The following is a 16410-nucleotide window of genomic DNA, read 5'->3' as shown; positions in this document are numbered from 1 at the left end:
TTTACATAACGATGAAAACAAGGGCATCCAACGAGGTCACCATGGAATTTCCCAGCCGCAGCAGCAACGAGGGCTTTGCCCGGGCCGCCGTGGCCTGCTTCGCGGCCCAGATGGACCCCACCCTCAACGAGCTGGAGGACATCAAAACCGCCGTCAGCGAGGCGGTGACCAACGCCATCGTCCACGCCTATCCGGACTCCATCGGCAAGGTGGTGGTCCGGGCCCGCATCTGCCCGGGGAACATCCTGGAGCTGACGGTGAAGGACCACGGGCGGGGCATCCCGGATGTGGACAAGGCCCGGCAGCCCATGTTCACCACCGGCGGGGAGGAGCGCAGCGGCATGGGCTTCACCATCATGGAGAGCTTCATGGACAAGCTGGCCATCCGCTCCGTGCCGGGCCGGGGCACCAGCGTGGTGATGAAGAAGAAGCTGGCCCCCCGGCTGAAAACCGGGAAATGAGCGCCACGCTGGAGCTGCTGCGGGCGGCCCAGGAGGGGGACCGGGAGGCCTGCGAGCAGGCGGTGGTGGAGAACAACGGCCTCATCTGGAGCGTGGTGCGGCGGTATTACGGCCGGGGGGTGGACCCGGAGGACCTGTACCAGCTGGGGTGCCTGGGGTTTTTGAAGGCGGTGCAGGGGTTTGACTTCTCCTACGGCACCTGTTTTTCCACCTATGCGGTGCCCAAGATCGCGGGGGAGATCCGCCGGTTTCTCCGGGACGACGGCGCGCTGAAAGTGGGGCGCAGCATCCGGGAGCAAGCACAAATGCTTTACGGTGTCCGGGAGCGCCTGCGGCACCGCCTGGGCCGGGAGCCGGCCCTCTCCGAGCTGTCGGAGGCCACGGGGCTGACGGCGGAGGAGATCGCCCAGACGGACCTGGCCACTGACGCGCCGGAATCCCTCCAGCAGGAGACGGCGGACGGGCTGACCCTGGAGGGCACCCTGGGCACCGAGGCGCCGGAGGAGGGACTGGTGGAGCGCATCGCCCTGCGGGAGGCCATCGACCGCCTGCCGGAGAAAGAGCGGATGACCATTCTCCTCCGCTATTTCAAGGGGATGACCCAGGAGCAGACGGCCCGGATTCTAAAGGTGTCCCAGGTGCAGATATCCCGGCTGGAGCGCCGGGGATTGCAGCGGCTGCGGGAGAGCTTTGGGCCCTGAAGTGCTCCTCCCCCTGGAACTCCGTCATGGTGGACCAATACCGCATGGGCATGTTGGTCCTGCGGCAGCGGGGATTGTACCGCTCTTTGATGGCGATGGTGTCGTAAAACCGCTTCCACAGCAGGCGGTAATGGGCCTCCGTCTCGTCCGGCGGCGCCATCTGGAATGCCTCCAGGGGGCGGATAAGGGCCTTGCCGTTGGCGTAGAACAGCGCCTCCTGGTGGGTGCGGTCGTAGAGGAAGAAGCGCTCGTTCTGATACCGGGCGCAGAAGTGGCTGCGCAGGAGGGGGAGCACCCGGTTTTTGGGCTGGATTTCCCCGCCCAGGACGCCCCCCAGCTCGGAAAACCGGACGAAGCCCTTCAGCAGGTGGGCCTCGCCCTCCAGGTGCCGCACCGCCTTCAAGACGGGATGCAGCGTCTCGTCGGCATAGTTCCGCAGAAAGCCGGGTCCCTCCCGCAGCAGCTTCACCACCAGGCGGTAGAGGAACAGCTCCCGGTTTTCCAGACAGGTGAGAAAGCCCTTGTGCAGCAGCTCTGCTGTGTAGGGGGAACACTTTACAACTTTACGAAGAACCCGATTTGCGTGGTCCCGATCCGTCTGGATGGACCGGGTGGCAAAGAGGGTGGGCACAAAGTCCTCATCGCGGCAGATCGCGGTGAGGACTTCTTTGTTGGCATAGCTGTCGAAGACGCAGCAGAGGAAGCCCTCAAAGCTGCCGTCGTAGAGGTAGACCATTTCTGTGGACATGGCGAGTTCTCCGAAGCGGGCGGCGCCCCGAGGCGGGGGCCGCGTGTGGAAGGGTCATCCGGGGACGCCCACCGGGTCGAACAGGGACAGCTGTACCAGCTCCTGCTGGGGCAGCTGGGGCCGCTCGGCGGCGATGAGCCCCCGGAGCAGGCTGTCTGGGGTGAAGCGCAGTCCCTCCGCCAGTTTGCCGGAGGCGGTGAGAAAATACTGGGCCCGCTTCATCACCACCCCCAGCTTGCGCAGATCGTCGATATGCAGGCGGCCGGCCCGCCGGGCGGAGAGGATGCGCTTGGCGGAGGTGACGCCCACGCCGGGGACGCGGAGCAATGTCTCGTAGCCGGCGGTGTTCACCTCCACGGGGAAGAAGTCCAGGTGGGACAGGGCCCAGCTGCACTTGGGATCCACCCGGGGGTCGAAGTCCGGCGTGCCCTCGTCCAGCAGCTCCTCCGCCCGGAAGCCGTAAAACCGCAGCAGCCAGTCCGCCTGGTACAGCCGGTGCTCCCGCAGCAGGGGCGGCTTCACGTCCTTGGCGGGCAGCAGGGCGTGTTCCACCACCGGCACATAGGCAGAGTAGAACACCCGTTTGAGCCGGTAGCGGTCGTACAGCCCCTGGGTCAGCCGGAGGATGTGGAGGTCGCTGTCCGCCGTGGCGCCCACGATCAGCTGGGTGCTCTGCCCGGCGGGGGCGAACTTGGGGGCGTGGCGGTACTTTGTCAGCTCCTCCCGGCTCTGGCGGCCGCGGGTTTGAATCTGCCGCATGGGGGAGAGAATGGCGTGCTTGGTCTTCTCCGGGGCCAAGGCCCGGAGCCCCGCCTCCGAGGGCAACTCGATGTTGACGCTGAGCCGGTCCGCCAGCAGCCCCAGCTGCTCCACCAGCTCCGGCGCGGTGCCGGGGATGGCCTTGGCGTGGATATAGCCGTTGAAGCGGTGCTGCTCCCGCAGCAGCCGCAGCGCCCGGATCATCAGCTCCGTGGTGTAGTCCGGACTGCGGTACACGCCGGAGGAGAGGAACAGGCCCTCGATATAATTCCGCCGGTAGAAGCTGATGGTCAAATCCGCCAGCTCCTCCGGCGTGAAGGCGGCCCGGGGGATGTCGCCGTTGCTGCGGCGGTTGACGCAGTACTTGCAGTCATAGACGCAGCGGTTGGTCAGCAGCACCTTCAGCAGCGTGACGCACCGGCCGTCGGCGGAAAAGGAGTGGCAGCACCCTGCCACGGAAGAGGAGGTGTTGCCGATATAGCCCTTTTTGGCGGTGCGGTTTCCGCCGCTGGAGGTGCAGGCGGCGTCGTACTTGGCGGCGTCGGTGAGGATGGTCAGCTTTTCCAGGACGTCCATGGCCGGAGCTCACCGGGCCGTGGCCCGGCGGCGGGGATGCCGGGCGGGACGCTCAATGGCGTCGATGATGCGGAAGAGCTGGGCGGTCAGAAACGCCACGCCCACCAGAATGAAAAAGAAAGTCCAGCCTGTCATGGTCCATTCCTCCTAGTTCGAACTTTTGTTCTACACCTACTATAACTCGAACAAACGTTCGTGTCAAGGGGATTTCGGGAAAAAAGGCGGAAAAATCCCCGCTCTTTTCTAAAAAGAGCGGGGATTTTTCAAAGCGGTCAGCAGGCGGCCAGGTCCCGCAAAAAGGCATCCACCGCCTCCGGCAGGGTGGCCCAGCTGGTGACCAGGCGGATGCAGGTGTGGTCCCGGTCCGCCGGGTGGTCGATCTCAAATTCGTAGCCCTTGGCCTGGAGGGCCTCCACCACGGCGTTGGGCAGGACGGGGAACTGCTGGTTGGAGGGGGAGGACACCGGGAAGGGATAGCCCAGGGCGGCGACGCCGTCCCGGAGGCGGAAGGCCATGTCGTTGGCGTGGCGGGCCAGGTCAAAGTACAGCCCGTCCTCCAGCAGCGCCTGGAACTGGACGCCCAGCAGCCGGCCCTTGGCCAGGACGGCACCCCGCTGTTTCATATGCCAGCGGAAGTGGGGGCAGGGGACGGTGAGCACCAGGGCCTCCCCGAAGAGGGCGCCGTTTTTCGTGCCGCCGAGATAGAAGGCGTCGGTGAGGGCCGCCAGGTCCGGCAGCGTCACGTCGCAGCCGGGGGAGGTCAGGGCGGAACCCAGCCGGGCGCCGTCCAGAAACAGCAGCAGGCCGTTGTCGTCGCAGCAGCGGCGCAGGGCGGTCAGTTCTCCCCGGGAGTAGACGGTGCCGGTTTCCGTGGAATCGGAGATGTACACCAGGCGGGGATGGACCATGTGCTCTGTGCTGTGGGCGGCCACTACCGCCTCCACCAGGGCGGGGGTCAGCTTGCCGTCGGGGGAGGGGGCGGTGCAGACTTTGTGGCCGGTGGCCTCAATGGCGCCGGTCTCGTGGACGTTCACGTGGCCGGTGTGGGCGGCGATCACCGCCTCGTAGGAGTGGAGCAGGGCGTCGATGACCACCAGATTGGCCTGGGTGCCGCCGGTGAGGAAGTGGACGGCGGCCTCCGGCGCCCGGCACAGGCCCCGGATCAAGTCTGCGGCGGCGGTGCACCGGCGGTCCATACCGTAGCCGCAGGTCTGCTCCAGATTGGTGTCCAGAAGGGCCTGGAGGACCCGGGGATGGGCCCCCTCGCTGTAATCGTTGCGGAAGCTGTACATAGGGTTTCGACCTGCTTTCTGAAAAAGTAACAAAATGGATTGCCGAACTGTAACGAAATTGATGTTGCAATCATAGCGCGGTTCGGGTATAAATGCAAGCAGAGGAAAAAAACTTGTCCTTGGCCGCCCGTGCCGCTGGGCCGGTTTCCGGCCAAAAGAAAGAAATTGCCCCATTTTGGGAATGCTAAGAGGGAACCTTTTCCCATGGGGGCCCGTCTATATACGGGAAATCACAATGGAACAGAGAGGAAACAAGCATGAAGAAATGGATGACACTGGCCCTGGGGGCCCTGCTGGTTGTGGGACTGCTGACCGCCTGCGGCGGAAAGGGCGGCGAGACGGCGGACGCCGATCTGACGGACTTTTACAGCGGCCTGGAGGAGCGCTACGACTGGGGCGGGGGCTATATGACGGATATCGAGGGGGAGATGCTGGAGACCTACTATCCCGGCCTCTCCGACATCGAGACGGAGCAGTTCGTGGCCAAGATGCCCATGATGAGCGCTGTGGTGAATGAGGTGGTGTTCCTCCAGTGCAAGACGGAGGAGGACGCCTCCAAGGCCGCCGCCATTCTCCAAGACCGGATCGACACCCAGGCCGAGGGCGGCGCCTGGTATCCCGAGTCCATGGAGGCCTGGGGCAAGGGCGCCGTGATCCAGCAGGGGACCTACGTGGCCATGATCGCCTCTGCGGAGCACCAGACGGAGCTTGCGGACCAGTTCAATGACCTGTTTGCCTGAGCCGGGAACCGGAACACGCGGCCGCAGCAGCGCTGCGGCCGCATTCTTGCGGAAAGGGGAGGAGACGCCTTGATTTTCAGCAGCCTGACCTTTTTATTTGCCTATCTGCCGGTGACGCTGGCGCTGTACTTTTTGACGCCCCTCCGGTGGCGGAACTGGGTGCTGCTGCTGGTGAGCCTGTTTTTCTACGGCTGGGGCGAGCCGGTGTATGTGTCCATCATGGTGCTGTCCATCCTCATCGACTATACCCACGGGATGCTGGTGGAGAAGTACCGGGCGGACGACAAAAAGGCCCGGTGGTTTGTGGGGCAGTCGGTGGTGTTCAATCTGCTGCTGCTGGGCTTTTTCAAGTATTGGGACTTCCTGGCGGCCAACCTGAGCCTGCTCCCCGGCGTGAACCTGCCCCAGATGGGCATTCCCCTGCCCATCGGCATCTCCTTTTTCACCTTCCAGACCATGAGCTACACCATCGACGTCTACCGGGGGGACGCCCCGGTGCAGCGGAACATGGTGAAGTTCGGCGCCTTCGTCACCATGTTCCCCCAGCTGATCGCCGGGCCCATCGTCCAGTACAAGTCGGTGGCCCGGGAGCTGGACCACCGGGTGAACACGGCGGAGGATTTCGCCCTGGGCGCCCGCCGGTTCTGCGTGGGCCTGGCGAAGAAGGTGCTGCTGGCCAACGCCGTGGGCGCCCTGTGGGAGGAGTGCCTGGCGTCCCAGGCCGCCGGAACGCTGACGGCGGCGGGGGGCTGGATGGGCCTTGCGGCCTTCGGCTTCCAGATTTACTTCGACTTCTCCGGCTACTCCGACATGGCCATCGGCCTGGGGCGGATGTTCGGCTTTCGCTTTTTGGAGAACTTCGACTACCCCTACCTCTCCGCCTCGGTGACGGAGTTTTGGCGGCGGTGGCACATGTCCCTCACCGGCTGGTTCCGGGAGTATCTCTACATTCCCCTGGGAGGCAACCGCCGCGGCACGGCGCGGACCGTCCGGAACATCTTCATCGTGTGGTTTTGCACCGGCTTCTGGCACGGCGCCAGCTGGAACTTCGTGCTGTGGGGGCTGTACTTCTTCTGCTGGCTGATGCTGGAGAAGTATTTGCTGCGGGGCCTTCTGGAGCACGTCCCAGCCGCCGTGAAGCACGTCTACACCCTGGTGGTGGTCTTTCTGGGCTGGGGCATCTTCGCCATGGAGGACCTGGGGGTGTGCGGGCGGTATCTGGCGGCCTGTTTCGGCGACGCCCCGCTGTGGAGCGCGGCGGACGGCTACCGCCTGCGCAGCTACGCCGTCACGCTGCTGGTGCTGGCGCTGGCCTCCACCACCCTGGGCCGGGACGGCTGGGCCCGCCTGCCGGAGCGGGCGCGGCAGGCTCTGACCCCGGTGCTGATGGGCCTGGGGCTGGTGGCCTGCACCGCCTATCTGGTGGACGGTAGCTACAATCCCTTCCTGTACTTCCGGTTTTGAGAGGAGGCCGCTGATGACAAAGGCATACAGCCGCGCGCTCGCGGCCTTTTTCTGCCTCTTTTTGGGGGGCATGCTGGCGTGGCACCTGGCGCTGCCGGACCGGGAGCGGTCCGACGCGGAGAACCGGACCCTGGCCCAGGTGCCGGCGTTCTCCTGGTCCGCCCTGGCGGACGGCAGCTACACAGCGGCGGTGGAGACCTACTTCGCGGACCAGTTTCCCATGCGGGACGGCTGGACGGGCCTGAAGGCCCGGGCGGAGCAGGTTCTGGGCAAGACGGCGTTCAACGGCGTCTACCTCTGCGGCGACACCCTGATTGCCAAGGTGGAGCCGCCGGAGGGGGAGCAGGCGGAGAAGAACCTGGGCTACGCCGCGTCCCTGGCGGAGCGGGCGGAGGTCCCCGTGACCCTGGGGCTGATCCCCTCCGCGGCGGAGGTGTGGCAGGAGAAACTGCCCGCCGGGGCGGAGAGCTGGGACCAGACGCAGCTGCTGCGCGGCGCGGCGGAGACGGGGCTGCCCCTGGTGGACTTCCGCTCCGCCCTGGCCGCCCACGCCGGGGAGCCCATCTTCTACCGCACGGACCACCACTGGACCACCCTGGGGGCCTTCTACGGGGCCAACGCCCTCCTGGAAGCCCTGGGGAAGGAGCCATTAAAGGCGGAGGACTTTACACAGGAAACCGCGTCGGAGAGCTTCCGCGGCACGCTGTACTCCACCTCCGGCGTCCACTGGCTGCCGCCGGACACCATGGAGTTCTGGGTGGAGGAGGATGGCCTGACCGTCACCTCCTGGCGCACCGGAGCGGCGGCTCCGGCCCCGCTGTACGAGCGGTCCTACCTTGCGGTGAAGGACCAGTACGCCGCCTTCCTGGGGGGGAACCAGCCTCTGTGCGTCATCCGGAACGAGGCCCTGGCCGGAGGGGAGAAGCTCCTGCTGATCCGGGACTCCTACTCCGACGCCCTGGCCCCCTTCCTGGCCCAGCGGTTTTCCGAGGTCCATCTGCTGGACCTGCGGTATTACCGGGCCCCGGCGGTCCGGTACGCGGCGGAAAACGGCGTGGATCAGATCTGCGTGGTGTACAGCATCCCCAATTTCATCTCCGACCGGAATCTGGCGCTGCTGACCCAGTGACGCCCATCCCGCCGGAGAGAATAAGAAAAGAGACAAGCCGCAGCTTGTCTCTTTTTTTTTGTCCCCGCGGGTCACTCCGCGGTGGTCTCGTAGGGCCAGCTCTGGATGCCGCCGAAGTCGAACACCCGGGTGTAGCCCAGCTCCGTCAGCTTTCGGGCGGCCTCCGCGCTGCGGCGGCCGGAGCGGCAGTACACCAGAATCTCCGCGTCCTTGTCCGGCAGGGCCGCCGGGGCCTCGCCGCCGATGGTCTCGTTGGGGAGGCACAGGGCGCCGGGGATGTGGCCCTCGCCGTACTCCGCCTGGGTCCGCACGTCCAGCACCACCACCGGGTCTCCGGAGTCCAGGCGCGCCTTGGCCTCCGCCGCCGTCAGGGTTTGCTTTTCGCCGCCGGGGGCCTTGGCGGTGTAGAGCTTCAGCGCCGCCGCCGCGCAGACGATCAGCAGTGCCAGCAGAAAAAACTGTTTCATAGAAAAATCCTCCTGTTTCGAGTATACCCGAAACAGGAGGAAAAGAAAAGGACTAGTTGGCCAGGAAGGATTCCGTGAGAACGCCGTCCTTCCAGTTCACGTCGTAGGTATAGGTGCCGGCCTCGTGGTAGACGTCCTCCTCCGGGCCGCCCAGGAAGGTGCCCGCCCGGTGGTCGAAGGAGGCCAGGTACACCACCCTTCCTTCGGAGAAGGTGATATCGCTCAATTCAGCGGTCTCCCACATGCCGACCCTGGGCGGGTCCGGCAGGTTGAGGATTCCGCCGGTTTTCAGCACCAGGTACAGACTGGAATCGGCATGGGGGGCGCCCTGCTCCGCGGCCTCCACCACCAGGGCCTCCTCCCCCTCCCACTGCTGAACGATGGTGTGGGAGGCGGTGAGCTGGGCCAGGGTCTCCTCGTAGGAGGGGGGATTTTGCGGCAGCGGCAGGGCCTTGGTCCGGGTCCAGGGGGAGACGTCCGTCACGGAGTAGGTGCCGCTCCGGGGCTCCACGGCGAAGCAGGCCCGGTCGTCATAGTCCGCCAGAGAGTATTGATAGGTGAAGGTATAGCCGTCCACCCGGAGATTCCGGGCGATGGAGGACGCCGTCTTCGGCGCGGGGAGGCGTGCCGCCGTGCCGCTTGGGTCCACCAGGTACAGCACGGGGGCCAGGCTGTGCGCCTCGGCGCCCCGGAAGACGGTGGTCCCGTCCTCCATGGAGACGCTCTCCTCCACGCCGATGGTCCGGTCCAATTGACCCAGGACATAGGCGTGGGCCGCGCCGTAGGAGTCAAACTGGAGGACGGGGAAGCGGCCCTTGTCGCCGGGAACGGCGTACACCGGGGAGAGGGAGGCAACCGTGTGGGGCACGATTTCGGAGAAGTGCCGGTCCGCCGCGTCGCGGCACTGGGCGGCAAGACCGTCCCACCAGCCGCCGGCGCCGTCGGAGAACAGGGCGTCCGCCGCCGTTTCCGTGAAGTTTGCCTGGATGTCCGGCCCATACTGTCCGCCGCCCCGCGGCTCCCAGTATTCGGACAGCGCCCACTTGCCGTCCCGGGCGGTGAAGGTGGCGGCGGCGGGGAACTGGCCGTCCACGTCGGCGGTCCAAACGCCGTTTGACAGGGTGTAGGCGGCGTAGTGGACCATGAGATACGCCGTGTAGGTGTCGCCGGCTGTCTTTTCATCCAGAACGCGGTGGGCCTCGGCGTAGAAATCGAAGGTGTGGCCGGTGGCCCGCCGCCGGCTGGCGAGAATGGCGCGGTGCAGCTCGCTCTCGGTGGGAGGCTGCTCCGGGGCCGTGAGCTCCGCGTGGGTGTCCGCGAGGGTGCCCAGGAAGCTGGGATCGAAATAGTCGTACCGCGCGGCGTCCAGGCCCTGGCGCAGCTCCGCCGGAAGGTAGTCCACGTTGCCCACCCACTGCCACCGGCCGTCGATGAGGGCGGCAAAGCAGTAGTTGTGGGGGGTTCGCTTGAGCCGGCCGTCGGCGTCTGTGACGCGCACCACCACGGCGTAGAGGCCGGGGTTGATCCAGCGGCCGTACTCGAGTTGCAGGTACTGGGGGACGTCGGCGCCGCTGTTCAGCTCCAGGTCCCGGTGCTCCTCGCTGATGAAGTAGAGGTAGGGCGCAGCCGCCCGCCGCCCCCAGGCATAGGCCGCCGCCACCTCCGTGTAGAGGCCCAGCACCTCCTGGGGCAGGGTGTCGTAGGACAGGTCTCCGGCGTGGTAGCGCAGCAGGTCCAGGGTCTGGGCGTCCCGCCCGGTGAGGCCGAGTCCGTTCAGGAACTGAAAGAGGCTCGACCTGCCCGCGTCGTCCAGGGCCGCCGCCTCCCAGGAGAGGGCGCGGCACCCCAGGTCCCGCTCGTCGTCGTAGCAGGAGGAGAGCCGGGAAATGGCGGCGGCCGGTTCCTGCCGAAACAGGGTCCAGAGGCTCTCCGGGGTCATGCCCGCCACGGTGAGCTCGCCGTTTTCCAGGAAGGTGCGCTCCATATCCTCCGTAAACAGCGGCGTTCCGGGGGAGCAGTCGTTCTCCATCACGGCGTACAGGAAGGTCCGTTTGCCGTTTTCCACCTGGAAGAGGAGGTAGGTGCAATCTGGATAGGTGGGGCACACCCAGCCGTCCTCCGTGACGTACATTCCCCCGGCCAGGGGGACGTCCGCCAGCGGTGCGGAAGTGTGGAACTCATAGTTTAGTTGATAGACCTCGATCTCCCGGCCCCAGAAGTCCGAGCCGTCGGCGGGGGAGTAGGTGTAGGCCTCCTCCAGGTGCTCAATGCGCCAGTCGTCATAGGCGTTGAACCAGTCCTGAGAGGCGGCGGCGTCCTCGTACCGCCGGGCCACCAGCCTGCGGGCGGCGTCCAGCACGTCGTCCGGCACTTCCGTGGTGCCCAGCACGTGGTCGTCCAGGGGGCGGGCATCCCGGTAGAACACCAGCTCCGCCCCGTCCAGCGCCCCGTACCGGCGGCACATGGCGTAGTCGCCCGAGCGGTAGCCGGTGGCGCAGAGCAGGCGGGCGCCGTCGTCCCAGGCCATGCCGATGCTCTTCCAGCCGGGGTAGGCCGCCGCCGTCAGAGCCGTCAGCTCCGCCCGGTACAGATTGCCGCCGCGCTGGAAGTAGAGCAGGACGCCCGGTTCGACGCCGGTGCAGGCCAGCAGGGTGCCCGGCCAGGGGTTCTCCGTCACGGTGCCGGGGGCGGTGGCCAGGAGGTACAGCCTACCGCCGTCGAAATAGTAGTAGCGCCAGGCCTCGTAGACGCCGCCCTCCCCGGCGTAGGGCTCCAGGTCCTCTCCCGCCTCGTAGGCGGCGCGGAAGCCGTCGCGGCCCAGAAGGTCGAACACCGGCTTCACGGCATAGCCGCCGAAGTCCGTGGGCGGGCAGAGGAGAAAGCGGTGCAGGGTCTCCGCCTCGGCGCTGTCGGCATACCAGTAGGCCACGCTCCGGTCCTCCAGATACCCGTAGCCCACCACGGTGCCGTCCGCCAGCGTGGTGCGGTCCAGCACCCAGGAGACGTCCCCGGCGTCCATGTCCATGACGGGGACCGCCTCCGCCGTCCAGGGTTCCGCCTCCGCCAGGGAGACAGAAGTATCCCGGGTGAAGCCGGAGAGGTCGCCGGGAGCCTTGGGGCCGGTGAAGGTGGCCATGCACACCAGCGCCGCCAGGGCCACCGCGGCGAAGAGGGCCACGGCGGCGGTCTGCGGGTTTCCGGCGATGCGGGTGATGCGGTCCCGGAGCTGCCGCTTGCCCGCCGTCATGGTGGTGGCGGAGAGCAGGGGGGAGCCGGGCCCCCGCTGCACCGGAATCAGGGTGAGGAGGGTCTGGCCGTAGGGGATGCGCTCCGCCTCCCCCAGCCGCCGCAGGGCCCCCTCGTCGCAGGCCAGCTCACAGTCCGCCTTGGAGGCCGCGGCGGCGGCCCACACCAGGGGGTTGAACCAGTACACCGCCAGGCACACGCACCGCAGCAGGCTCCACAGAGGGTCCAGGTGCCGGGCGTGGGTGGTCTCGTGGGCGATCACGTGCCGCAGGCGCTCCGGGGAGGCGCAGGCGGCGGGGGTGAGGTAGATGGCGGGGCGGGGAAAGCCGAACAGGCAGGGGGAGGGCAGGCCCTCCGCCACCAGATAGACGGGATACCGGCAGCCCTCCACGGGGCAGGGTGTTCTCCGCCGCCGGAGCATTTTCCAAAAGCGGAGGTTGGCGGCCAGGAACAGGGCCGTCATCACGGCGGCGCCGGAGAGCCAGAGGCCCTGTAAGAGGAACGCCGGTGCGTCCAGCCTCCGGTAGCGGACGGCGGTCTCGTCGTCGCCCACCACCCACACGCTGGAGGCGGCGGGGGGCATGGCGCGTTCCGGGGACAGGTCCGGGGCGGTGGGGTGTTCCTCCAGCGGTTCCCGCTCCATGGGGATGTACAGCGCCTGGGTCTCCAGGGTGCTGGAGATGGTCTCCCGGACCGGCGCGGCGGCGGTGAGCACGTTGTGCTCCACGGCGGGCAGGCTCACCGGCACCAGAAGGCGCACCAGAACCAGCGCCCACAGGGCGTACTGCGCCCGCCGGGGAATGGTGCGGCGAAACAGCCGCCGCAGGACCAGCAGGGCGAGAATCAGCACCGAGGATGTCAAGAGCACGTCTTTCATGTCTGCGCACCTCCCGCCCGTTCCAAAATGGCGGACAGCTCCGCGATCTCCGCCTCCGTCAGCGCCCGGCTCTCCACCATGGCGCTCATCATCAGCCCCAGGCTCCCGCCATAGACCTTGGAGAGAAAGCTCTCCGTCTCCCGGGCCGCCGCGTCCTCCCGGGCCATGGCGGGGTAGTACCGCTTGGCCCGGCCGCCCTCCTCGTGCCGGACGGCGCCCTTGGCCTCCAGCCGGGAGAGCATGGTGATGACGGTGTTCTTCGTCCACCCGGTCTCCTCCCGCACCGCGGCGGTCAGCTCCATGATGGTGCGGGGCGCCTGCTCCCACAGGCGGTTCATCAGCTTCCACTCGCTGTCGGACAGATTGATCTGCATGTCTTCACCTCCAAAGGTATACGATTGTCTACCATTACCCTAACAGGTCGGTAGACAATTGTCAACCTCAAAATGGTTACAAATGGTGACGGGCGGCGCAGAACAGGGAGGGAGCCGCTCCTTTTGGAGCGGCTCCCTCCCTGGCTGTTGAAAAAGTTTTTCGGACCGCACCGGCGGCGTGTGCGTACCGCGGTGCCTGGCGGGCATGGCACTCGCCGCTTTTGGGCGCAAGCGCCTGATCCTCAAACTTAGATATGCAATTCTATGCGAGGCGGCGCCGTGTTTCCGCCGCACCGGGCGCGGCTCTGGCTTGCCCAGCAGGCTGGCGCGGGGAAAAAGGCCTTCCCAGCCCGCAGAGGTGCCGGCTGCGGGCCGGGGACCGCAGTCCCGCCAACGGCGCGTCAGTCCTCCGTGGTCCAGGGCATGATGGGCGGCAGGAGGCAGAAGGGGTGCCCCGCGGGGTCCAGCATCACGCGCCAGCGGTCGTCAAACTGCTGCCCGGCCATGGTGGCGCCGCAGGACAGGGCGTATGCCACGGCCTCCTCCACGTTTTCCACGTGGAAGTCCAGATGCGCCATCTGCTGCTGTTCGTCCCGGGCCGCAGGCCAGACGGGCGGCGTGTAGCCGTCTACCTGCTGAAAGGTGATCCAGGTGGGAAGCCCCTCCTGCTCCAGATTGGTCAGAACCGTGTACTCCGCGCCCGGGAACCGGGTCCAGCCCAGCAGTTTTTCGTAAAACGCGGACAGTTCGTCCGCATGGTCGGAGTCCAGAACGGCGTTCCAGCCCACAAGCTTCAGTGCCATGGTCAATATCCTCCGTTTTTTGGTGGTCAGGCTTGGCCTGCCGGTTTCATCTTACCATAGGATGGACGGCTTCACAACCGGGCGCGCCGGTGAAACCGGCGGCCTTTTTCTCCCGCGCGGTGGGGGCGGCGGAAACCCACGGTTGACCCCGTCGGGTTTTTGCCGTAAAATAACCCGTGAGATTATAGAAAACGGGTGAACATATGACAGACTTTCAAACTCGTTACATCGCCGCCCGCCGGGCGGTCATCGCAGGGGACCTGCGGCGGCTGAACCCCATGCAGCGCCAGGCCGCCATGGCCACCGAGGGGCCGCTGCTGCTGCTGGCGGGGGCGGGCAGCGGCAAGACCACCGTCCTGATTCAGCGGGTGTACAACCTCCTGACCTACGGCCGGGGCAGCGACTGCGACACGGTGCCGGAGACGGCGGATGAGGAGGACCTCCGCTTCCTGGAGACCTTTCCCGCCCACCCGGCGCCGGAGGATCTGGCCCGGGCCCGGCGCCTGTGCGCCGTGGACGTGCCCCGGCCCTGGGAGATCATCGCCATCACCTTCACCAACAAGGCGGCGGGGGAGCTGAAGGACCGCCTGGCCGCCCGGTTGGGCCCCCAGGCGGGCGACGTCTGGGCCTCCACCTTCCACTCCGCCTGCGTCCGCATTCTGCGGCGGGACATCGACCGCCTGGGCTTTGAAAAGGACTTCACCATCTACGATACCGACGACGCCAAGCGGGTGATCCGGGACATTGTGAAGGAGCTGAACCTGGACGAGAAGGCCTTCCAGCCCAAGGTGATCCTGGGCGTCATCAGCAGCGCTAAGGACCGCTACGAGAGCCCGGCGGACTTCGCCAAAAAGCACGAGAGCGAGAACGACTGGAAGATGAGCCGCATCGCCAAGGTGTACGAGCGGTACGCCCAAAAGCTCCGCTCCGCCAACGCCCTGGACTTCGACGACATCATCTACCACACCGTCACCCTTTTGCAGCGGGAGCCGGAGGTGCTGGCGTACTACCAGCAGAAGTTCCGCTACGTGCTGGTGGACGAGTACCAGGACACCAACCATTTGCAGTACCTGCTGACCTCCCTGCTTGCGGGGGGACGGAAGAACCTCTGCGTGGTGGGCGACGACGACCAGTCCATCTACCGCTTCCGGGGGGCCAACATCGAGAACATCCTGAACTTTGAGAAGCAGTACCCCGACGCCCGGACCATCCGCCTGGAGCAGAACTACCGCTCCACCCAGAACATTCTGGACGCCGCCAACGCCGTCATCAAGAACAACCAGGGCCGCAAGGGCAAAACCCTCTGGACCGACAACGGCGGCGGCGAGCAGGTGACGGTGAAGACCACCTTCAACGAGAGCGACGAGGCCAACTACGTGGTGGGGGACATCCTGATGGGGGTGAACCGGGGGCGGTCCTTCCGGGACACCGCCGTGCTCTACCGGATGAACGCCCAGTCCAACGCCCTGGAATACGCCATGAAACGCAACGGCATCCCCTACAAGGTGGTGGGGGGCATGAAGTTCTTCGACCGGGCGGAGGTGAAGGACATGCTGGCCTATCTGTGCGTGCTGAACAACCCCCTGGACGACCTGCGGCTGCGCCGCATTGTCAATAACCCGCCACGGGGCATCGGCGCTACCACGCTGGACAAGGTGGCCCTCCTGGCGGAGGGGCAGGGGGCCTCCCTTTACGAGATCATCCGCAACGCGGACCTCTTCCCGGAGCTGAAGGGCGCCGCCGCCAAGCTGCTGAAATTCGCGGACCTCATCGACGGGCTGCGGCGGGAGGGCGGGGAGCTGGCCCTGCCGGAGTTTTACGACGCCGTGTGCGAAAAAAGCGGCTACGTGAAGGCCCTGGAGGAGAAAGACGACGTGGAGAGCCGGGGCCGCATCGAGAACGTCCAGGAGCTGAAATCCAACATCCTGGGCTTTTTGGAGCAGGACCCGGAGGATGCCACCCTCTCCGGCTTCCTCAATGAGATCGCCCTGTACACGGACCTGGACAGCGTGGAGAGCGGCGACGACTGCGTGACGATGATGACCATCCATTCCGCCAAGGGCCTGGAATTCCCCAGCGTCTACGTGGTGGGCATGGAGGACGGCATCTTCCCCGGGGCCTCCGCCCAGTACGACGAGGAGGAGCTGGAGGAGGAGCGGCGGCTGTGTTACGTGGCCATGACCCGGGCCAAGGAGAAGCTGACCCTCACCAACGCCCGCCAGCGGATGCTCTACGGCCGCACCACCGCCAACCGGCCCTCCCGGTTCCTGGACGAGATTCCGGAGGAGAACATGCGCTGGGAGAGCAAGCCGGAGCCCCGCTTCGGCGGCGGGGAGGCGGATACCGCCAGCCGCTGGGAGGGCGGGCCGTCCTACGGCGGCTTCGGCGGCGGCCCGGTGTCCAGGCCCGCCACTGGCAGCTACACCAGCGGCGGCCCTCGGGAGAGCGGCAGCGTCCACAGCTACCGGGAGGCCCGTCCCGCCCCCCGGCGGCCCCTGGCCTCCGTCCGGGGCGGCGCCGGGGAGGGGACGGCGCTCCTCCAGCTCCAGAAGGGGGACATGGTGGAGCACACCGCCTTTGGAAAGGGCATGGTGCTCTCCGTCCGCCCCATGGGCGGCGACGCCCTGGCGGAGGTGGCCTTCGACCAGGTGGGCGCCAAGAAGCTGATGCTGAAATCCGCCGGGAGCCATATGAAAAAGCTGTAAAAGGGAGGGGCGGTATGGCCGAACGCCATACCGCCCCTCTTTGCATGTTTGATGGATGTCCCCAGCCT

Annotated in this window: 14 protein-coding genes; 6 read left to right on the top strand and 8 right to left on the bottom strand. The window is 66.6% G+C overall.

The features are described 5' to 3' along the window. Window positions 1-11: 11 nt before the first annotated feature. Complete coding sequence (gene spoIIAB / locus QZS21_RS05175) at window positions 12-461, top strand: anti-sigma F factor (protein ID WP_295581000.1); 450 nt, start codon at window positions 12-14, stop codon at window positions 459-461. After that, window positions 458-1162 carry a sigma-70 family RNA polymerase sigma factor gene (locus QZS21_RS05170; RefSeq protein ID WP_295580999.1) on the top strand — a complete coding sequence of 235 codons (705 nt, stop codon included), beginning with the start codon at window positions 458-460 and terminating at the stop codon, window positions 1160-1162. The genes spoIIAB and QZS21_RS05170 overlap by 4 nt, the downstream gene beginning before the upstream one ends. Here the strand turns inward: QZS21_RS05170 and QZS21_RS05165 are convergent. From QZS21_RS05165 to QZS21_RS05150, 4 genes are all read right to left on the bottom strand, one after another. Beyond that, window positions 1050-1910, bottom strand: a complete 861-nt coding sequence (locus QZS21_RS05165) for a TIGR03915 family putative DNA repair protein (RefSeq protein WP_295580997.1) — start codon at window positions 1908-1910, stop codon at window positions 1050-1052. The genes QZS21_RS05170 and QZS21_RS05165 overlap by 113 nt on opposite strands. Before the next feature lie 54 nt (window positions 1911-1964). After that, entirely contained in the window at window positions 1965-3245 is a 1281-nt protein-coding gene (locus QZS21_RS05160; protein WP_295580994.1) for a putative DNA modification/repair radical SAM protein, read from the bottom strand. A 9-nt stretch (window positions 3246-3254) separates the two neighbouring features. Then, complete coding sequence (locus QZS21_RS05155; protein WP_295580993.1) at window positions 3255-3380, bottom strand: hypothetical protein; 126 nt, start codon at window positions 3378-3380, stop codon at window positions 3255-3257. A gap of 137 nt (window positions 3381-3517) precedes the next feature. Further along, window positions 3518-4537, bottom strand: a complete 1020-nt coding sequence (locus QZS21_RS05150; protein ID WP_295580991.1) for a low specificity L-threonine aldolase — start codon at window positions 4535-4537, stop codon at window positions 3518-3520. A 257-nt stretch (window positions 4538-4794) separates the two neighbouring features. Between QZS21_RS05150 and QZS21_RS05145 the strand changes: the two genes are divergently transcribed. From QZS21_RS05145 to QZS21_RS05135, 3 genes are all read left to right on the top strand, one after another. Beyond that, on the top strand, window positions 4795-5277 hold the full coding sequence (locus QZS21_RS05145; protein WP_295580989.1) for a DUF4358 domain-containing protein: 483 nt from the start codon (window positions 4795-4797) through the stop codon (window positions 5275-5277). A 69-nt stretch (window positions 5278-5346) separates the two neighbouring features. Further along, entirely contained in the window at window positions 5347-6741 is a 1395-nt protein-coding gene (locus QZS21_RS05140; RefSeq protein ID WP_295580987.1) for an MBOAT family protein, read from the top strand. A 13-nt stretch (window positions 6742-6754) separates the two neighbouring features. Continuing rightward, window positions 6755-7870, top strand: coding sequence for a DHHW family protein (locus QZS21_RS05135; protein WP_295580986.1), 1116 nt, complete (start codon window positions 6755-6757; stop codon window positions 7868-7870). A 71-nt stretch (window positions 7871-7941) separates the two neighbouring features. Here QZS21_RS05135 and QZS21_RS05130 read toward each other — a convergent pair whose 3' ends face one another. From QZS21_RS05130 to QZS21_RS05115, 4 genes are all read right to left on the bottom strand, one after another. Continuing rightward, window positions 7942-8337: a rhodanese-like domain-containing protein gene (locus QZS21_RS05130; protein WP_295580984.1), complete on the bottom strand. Its 396-nt coding sequence runs from the start codon at window positions 8335-8337 to the stop codon at window positions 7942-7944. 52 nt (window positions 8338-8389) lie between these two features. Beyond that, window positions 8390-12460 (bottom strand): M56 family metallopeptidase, encoded by a 4071-nt coding sequence (locus QZS21_RS05125; RefSeq protein ID WP_295580981.1) that lies wholly within the window; start codon window positions 12458-12460, stop codon window positions 8390-8392. Next, entirely contained in the window at window positions 12457-12834 is a 378-nt protein-coding gene (locus QZS21_RS05120) for a BlaI/MecI/CopY family transcriptional regulator (protein ID WP_295580978.1), read from the bottom strand. The genes QZS21_RS05125 and QZS21_RS05120 overlap by 4 nt, the downstream gene beginning before the upstream one ends. Window positions 12835-13235: 401 nt before the next feature. Continuing rightward, window positions 13236-13637 (bottom strand): VOC family protein, encoded by a 402-nt coding sequence (locus tag QZS21_RS05115; RefSeq protein ID WP_295580976.1) that lies wholly within the window; start codon window positions 13635-13637, stop codon window positions 13236-13238. A gap of 203 nt (window positions 13638-13840) precedes the next feature. Here QZS21_RS05115 and QZS21_RS05110 point away from each other — a divergent pair, with 203 nt between their 5' ends. Next, window positions 13841-16342, top strand: coding sequence for an ATP-dependent helicase (locus QZS21_RS05110; RefSeq protein ID WP_295580974.1), 2502 nt, complete (start codon window positions 13841-13843; stop codon window positions 16340-16342). Window positions 16343-16410: the final 68 nt, after the last annotated feature.

This window comes from uncultured Oscillibacter sp. (assembly GCF_900544955.1).
Taxonomy (GTDB): domain Bacteria; phylum Bacillota; class Clostridia; order Oscillospirales; family Oscillospiraceae; genus Oscillibacter.
This window is presented reverse-complemented; position numbering and strand designations above follow the sequence as displayed.

What these genes read in the sequence shown, in the direction of transcription:
- QZS21_RS05125 (WP_295580981.1), bottom strand. Translation starts at nt 12,460, where the DNA reads ATGAAAGACGTGCTCTTGACATCCTCGGTGCTGATTCTCGCCCTGCTG.
- QZS21_RS05150 (WP_295580991.1), bottom strand. Translation starts at nt 4,537, where the DNA reads ATGTACAGCTTCCGCAACGATTACAGCGAGGGGGCCCATCCCCGGGTC.
- QZS21_RS05165 (WP_295580997.1), bottom strand. Translation starts at nt 1,910, where the DNA reads ATGTCCACAGAAATGGTCTACCTCTACGACGGCAGCTTTGAGGGCTTC.
- QZS21_RS05110 (WP_295580974.1), top strand. Translation starts at nt 13,841, where the DNA reads ATGACAGACTTTCAAACTCGTTACATCGCCGCCCGCCGGGCGGTCATC.
- QZS21_RS05115 (WP_295580976.1), bottom strand. Translation starts at nt 13,637, where the DNA reads ATGGCACTGAAGCTTGTGGGCTGGAACGCCGTTCTGGACTCCGACCAT.
- QZS21_RS05130 (WP_295580984.1), bottom strand. Translation starts at nt 8,337, where the DNA reads ATGAAACAGTTTTTTCTGCTGGCACTGCTGATCGTCTGCGCGGCGGCG.
- spoIIAB (WP_295581000.1), top strand. Translation starts at nt 12, where the DNA reads ATGAAAACAAGGGCATCCAACGAGGTCACCATGGAATTTCCCAGCCGC.
- QZS21_RS05160 (WP_295580994.1), bottom strand. Translation starts at nt 3,245, where the DNA reads ATGGACGTCCTGGAAAAGCTGACCATCCTCACCGACGCCGCCAAGTAC.
- QZS21_RS05145 (WP_295580989.1), top strand. Translation starts at nt 4,795, where the DNA reads ATGAAGAAATGGATGACACTGGCCCTGGGGGCCCTGCTGGTTGTGGGA.
- QZS21_RS05155 (WP_295580993.1), bottom strand. Translation starts at nt 3,380, where the DNA reads ATGACAGGCTGGACTTTCTTTTTCATTCTGGTGGGCGTGGCGTTTCTG.
- QZS21_RS05120 (WP_295580978.1), bottom strand. Translation starts at nt 12,834, where the DNA reads ATGCAGATCAATCTGTCCGACAGCGAGTGGAAGCTGATGAACCGCCTG.
- QZS21_RS05135 (WP_295580986.1), top strand. Translation starts at nt 6,755, where the DNA reads ATGACAAAGGCATACAGCCGCGCGCTCGCGGCCTTTTTCTGCCTCTTT.
- QZS21_RS05170 (WP_295580999.1), top strand. Translation starts at nt 458, where the DNA reads ATGAGCGCCACGCTGGAGCTGCTGCGGGCGGCCCAGGAGGGGGACCGG.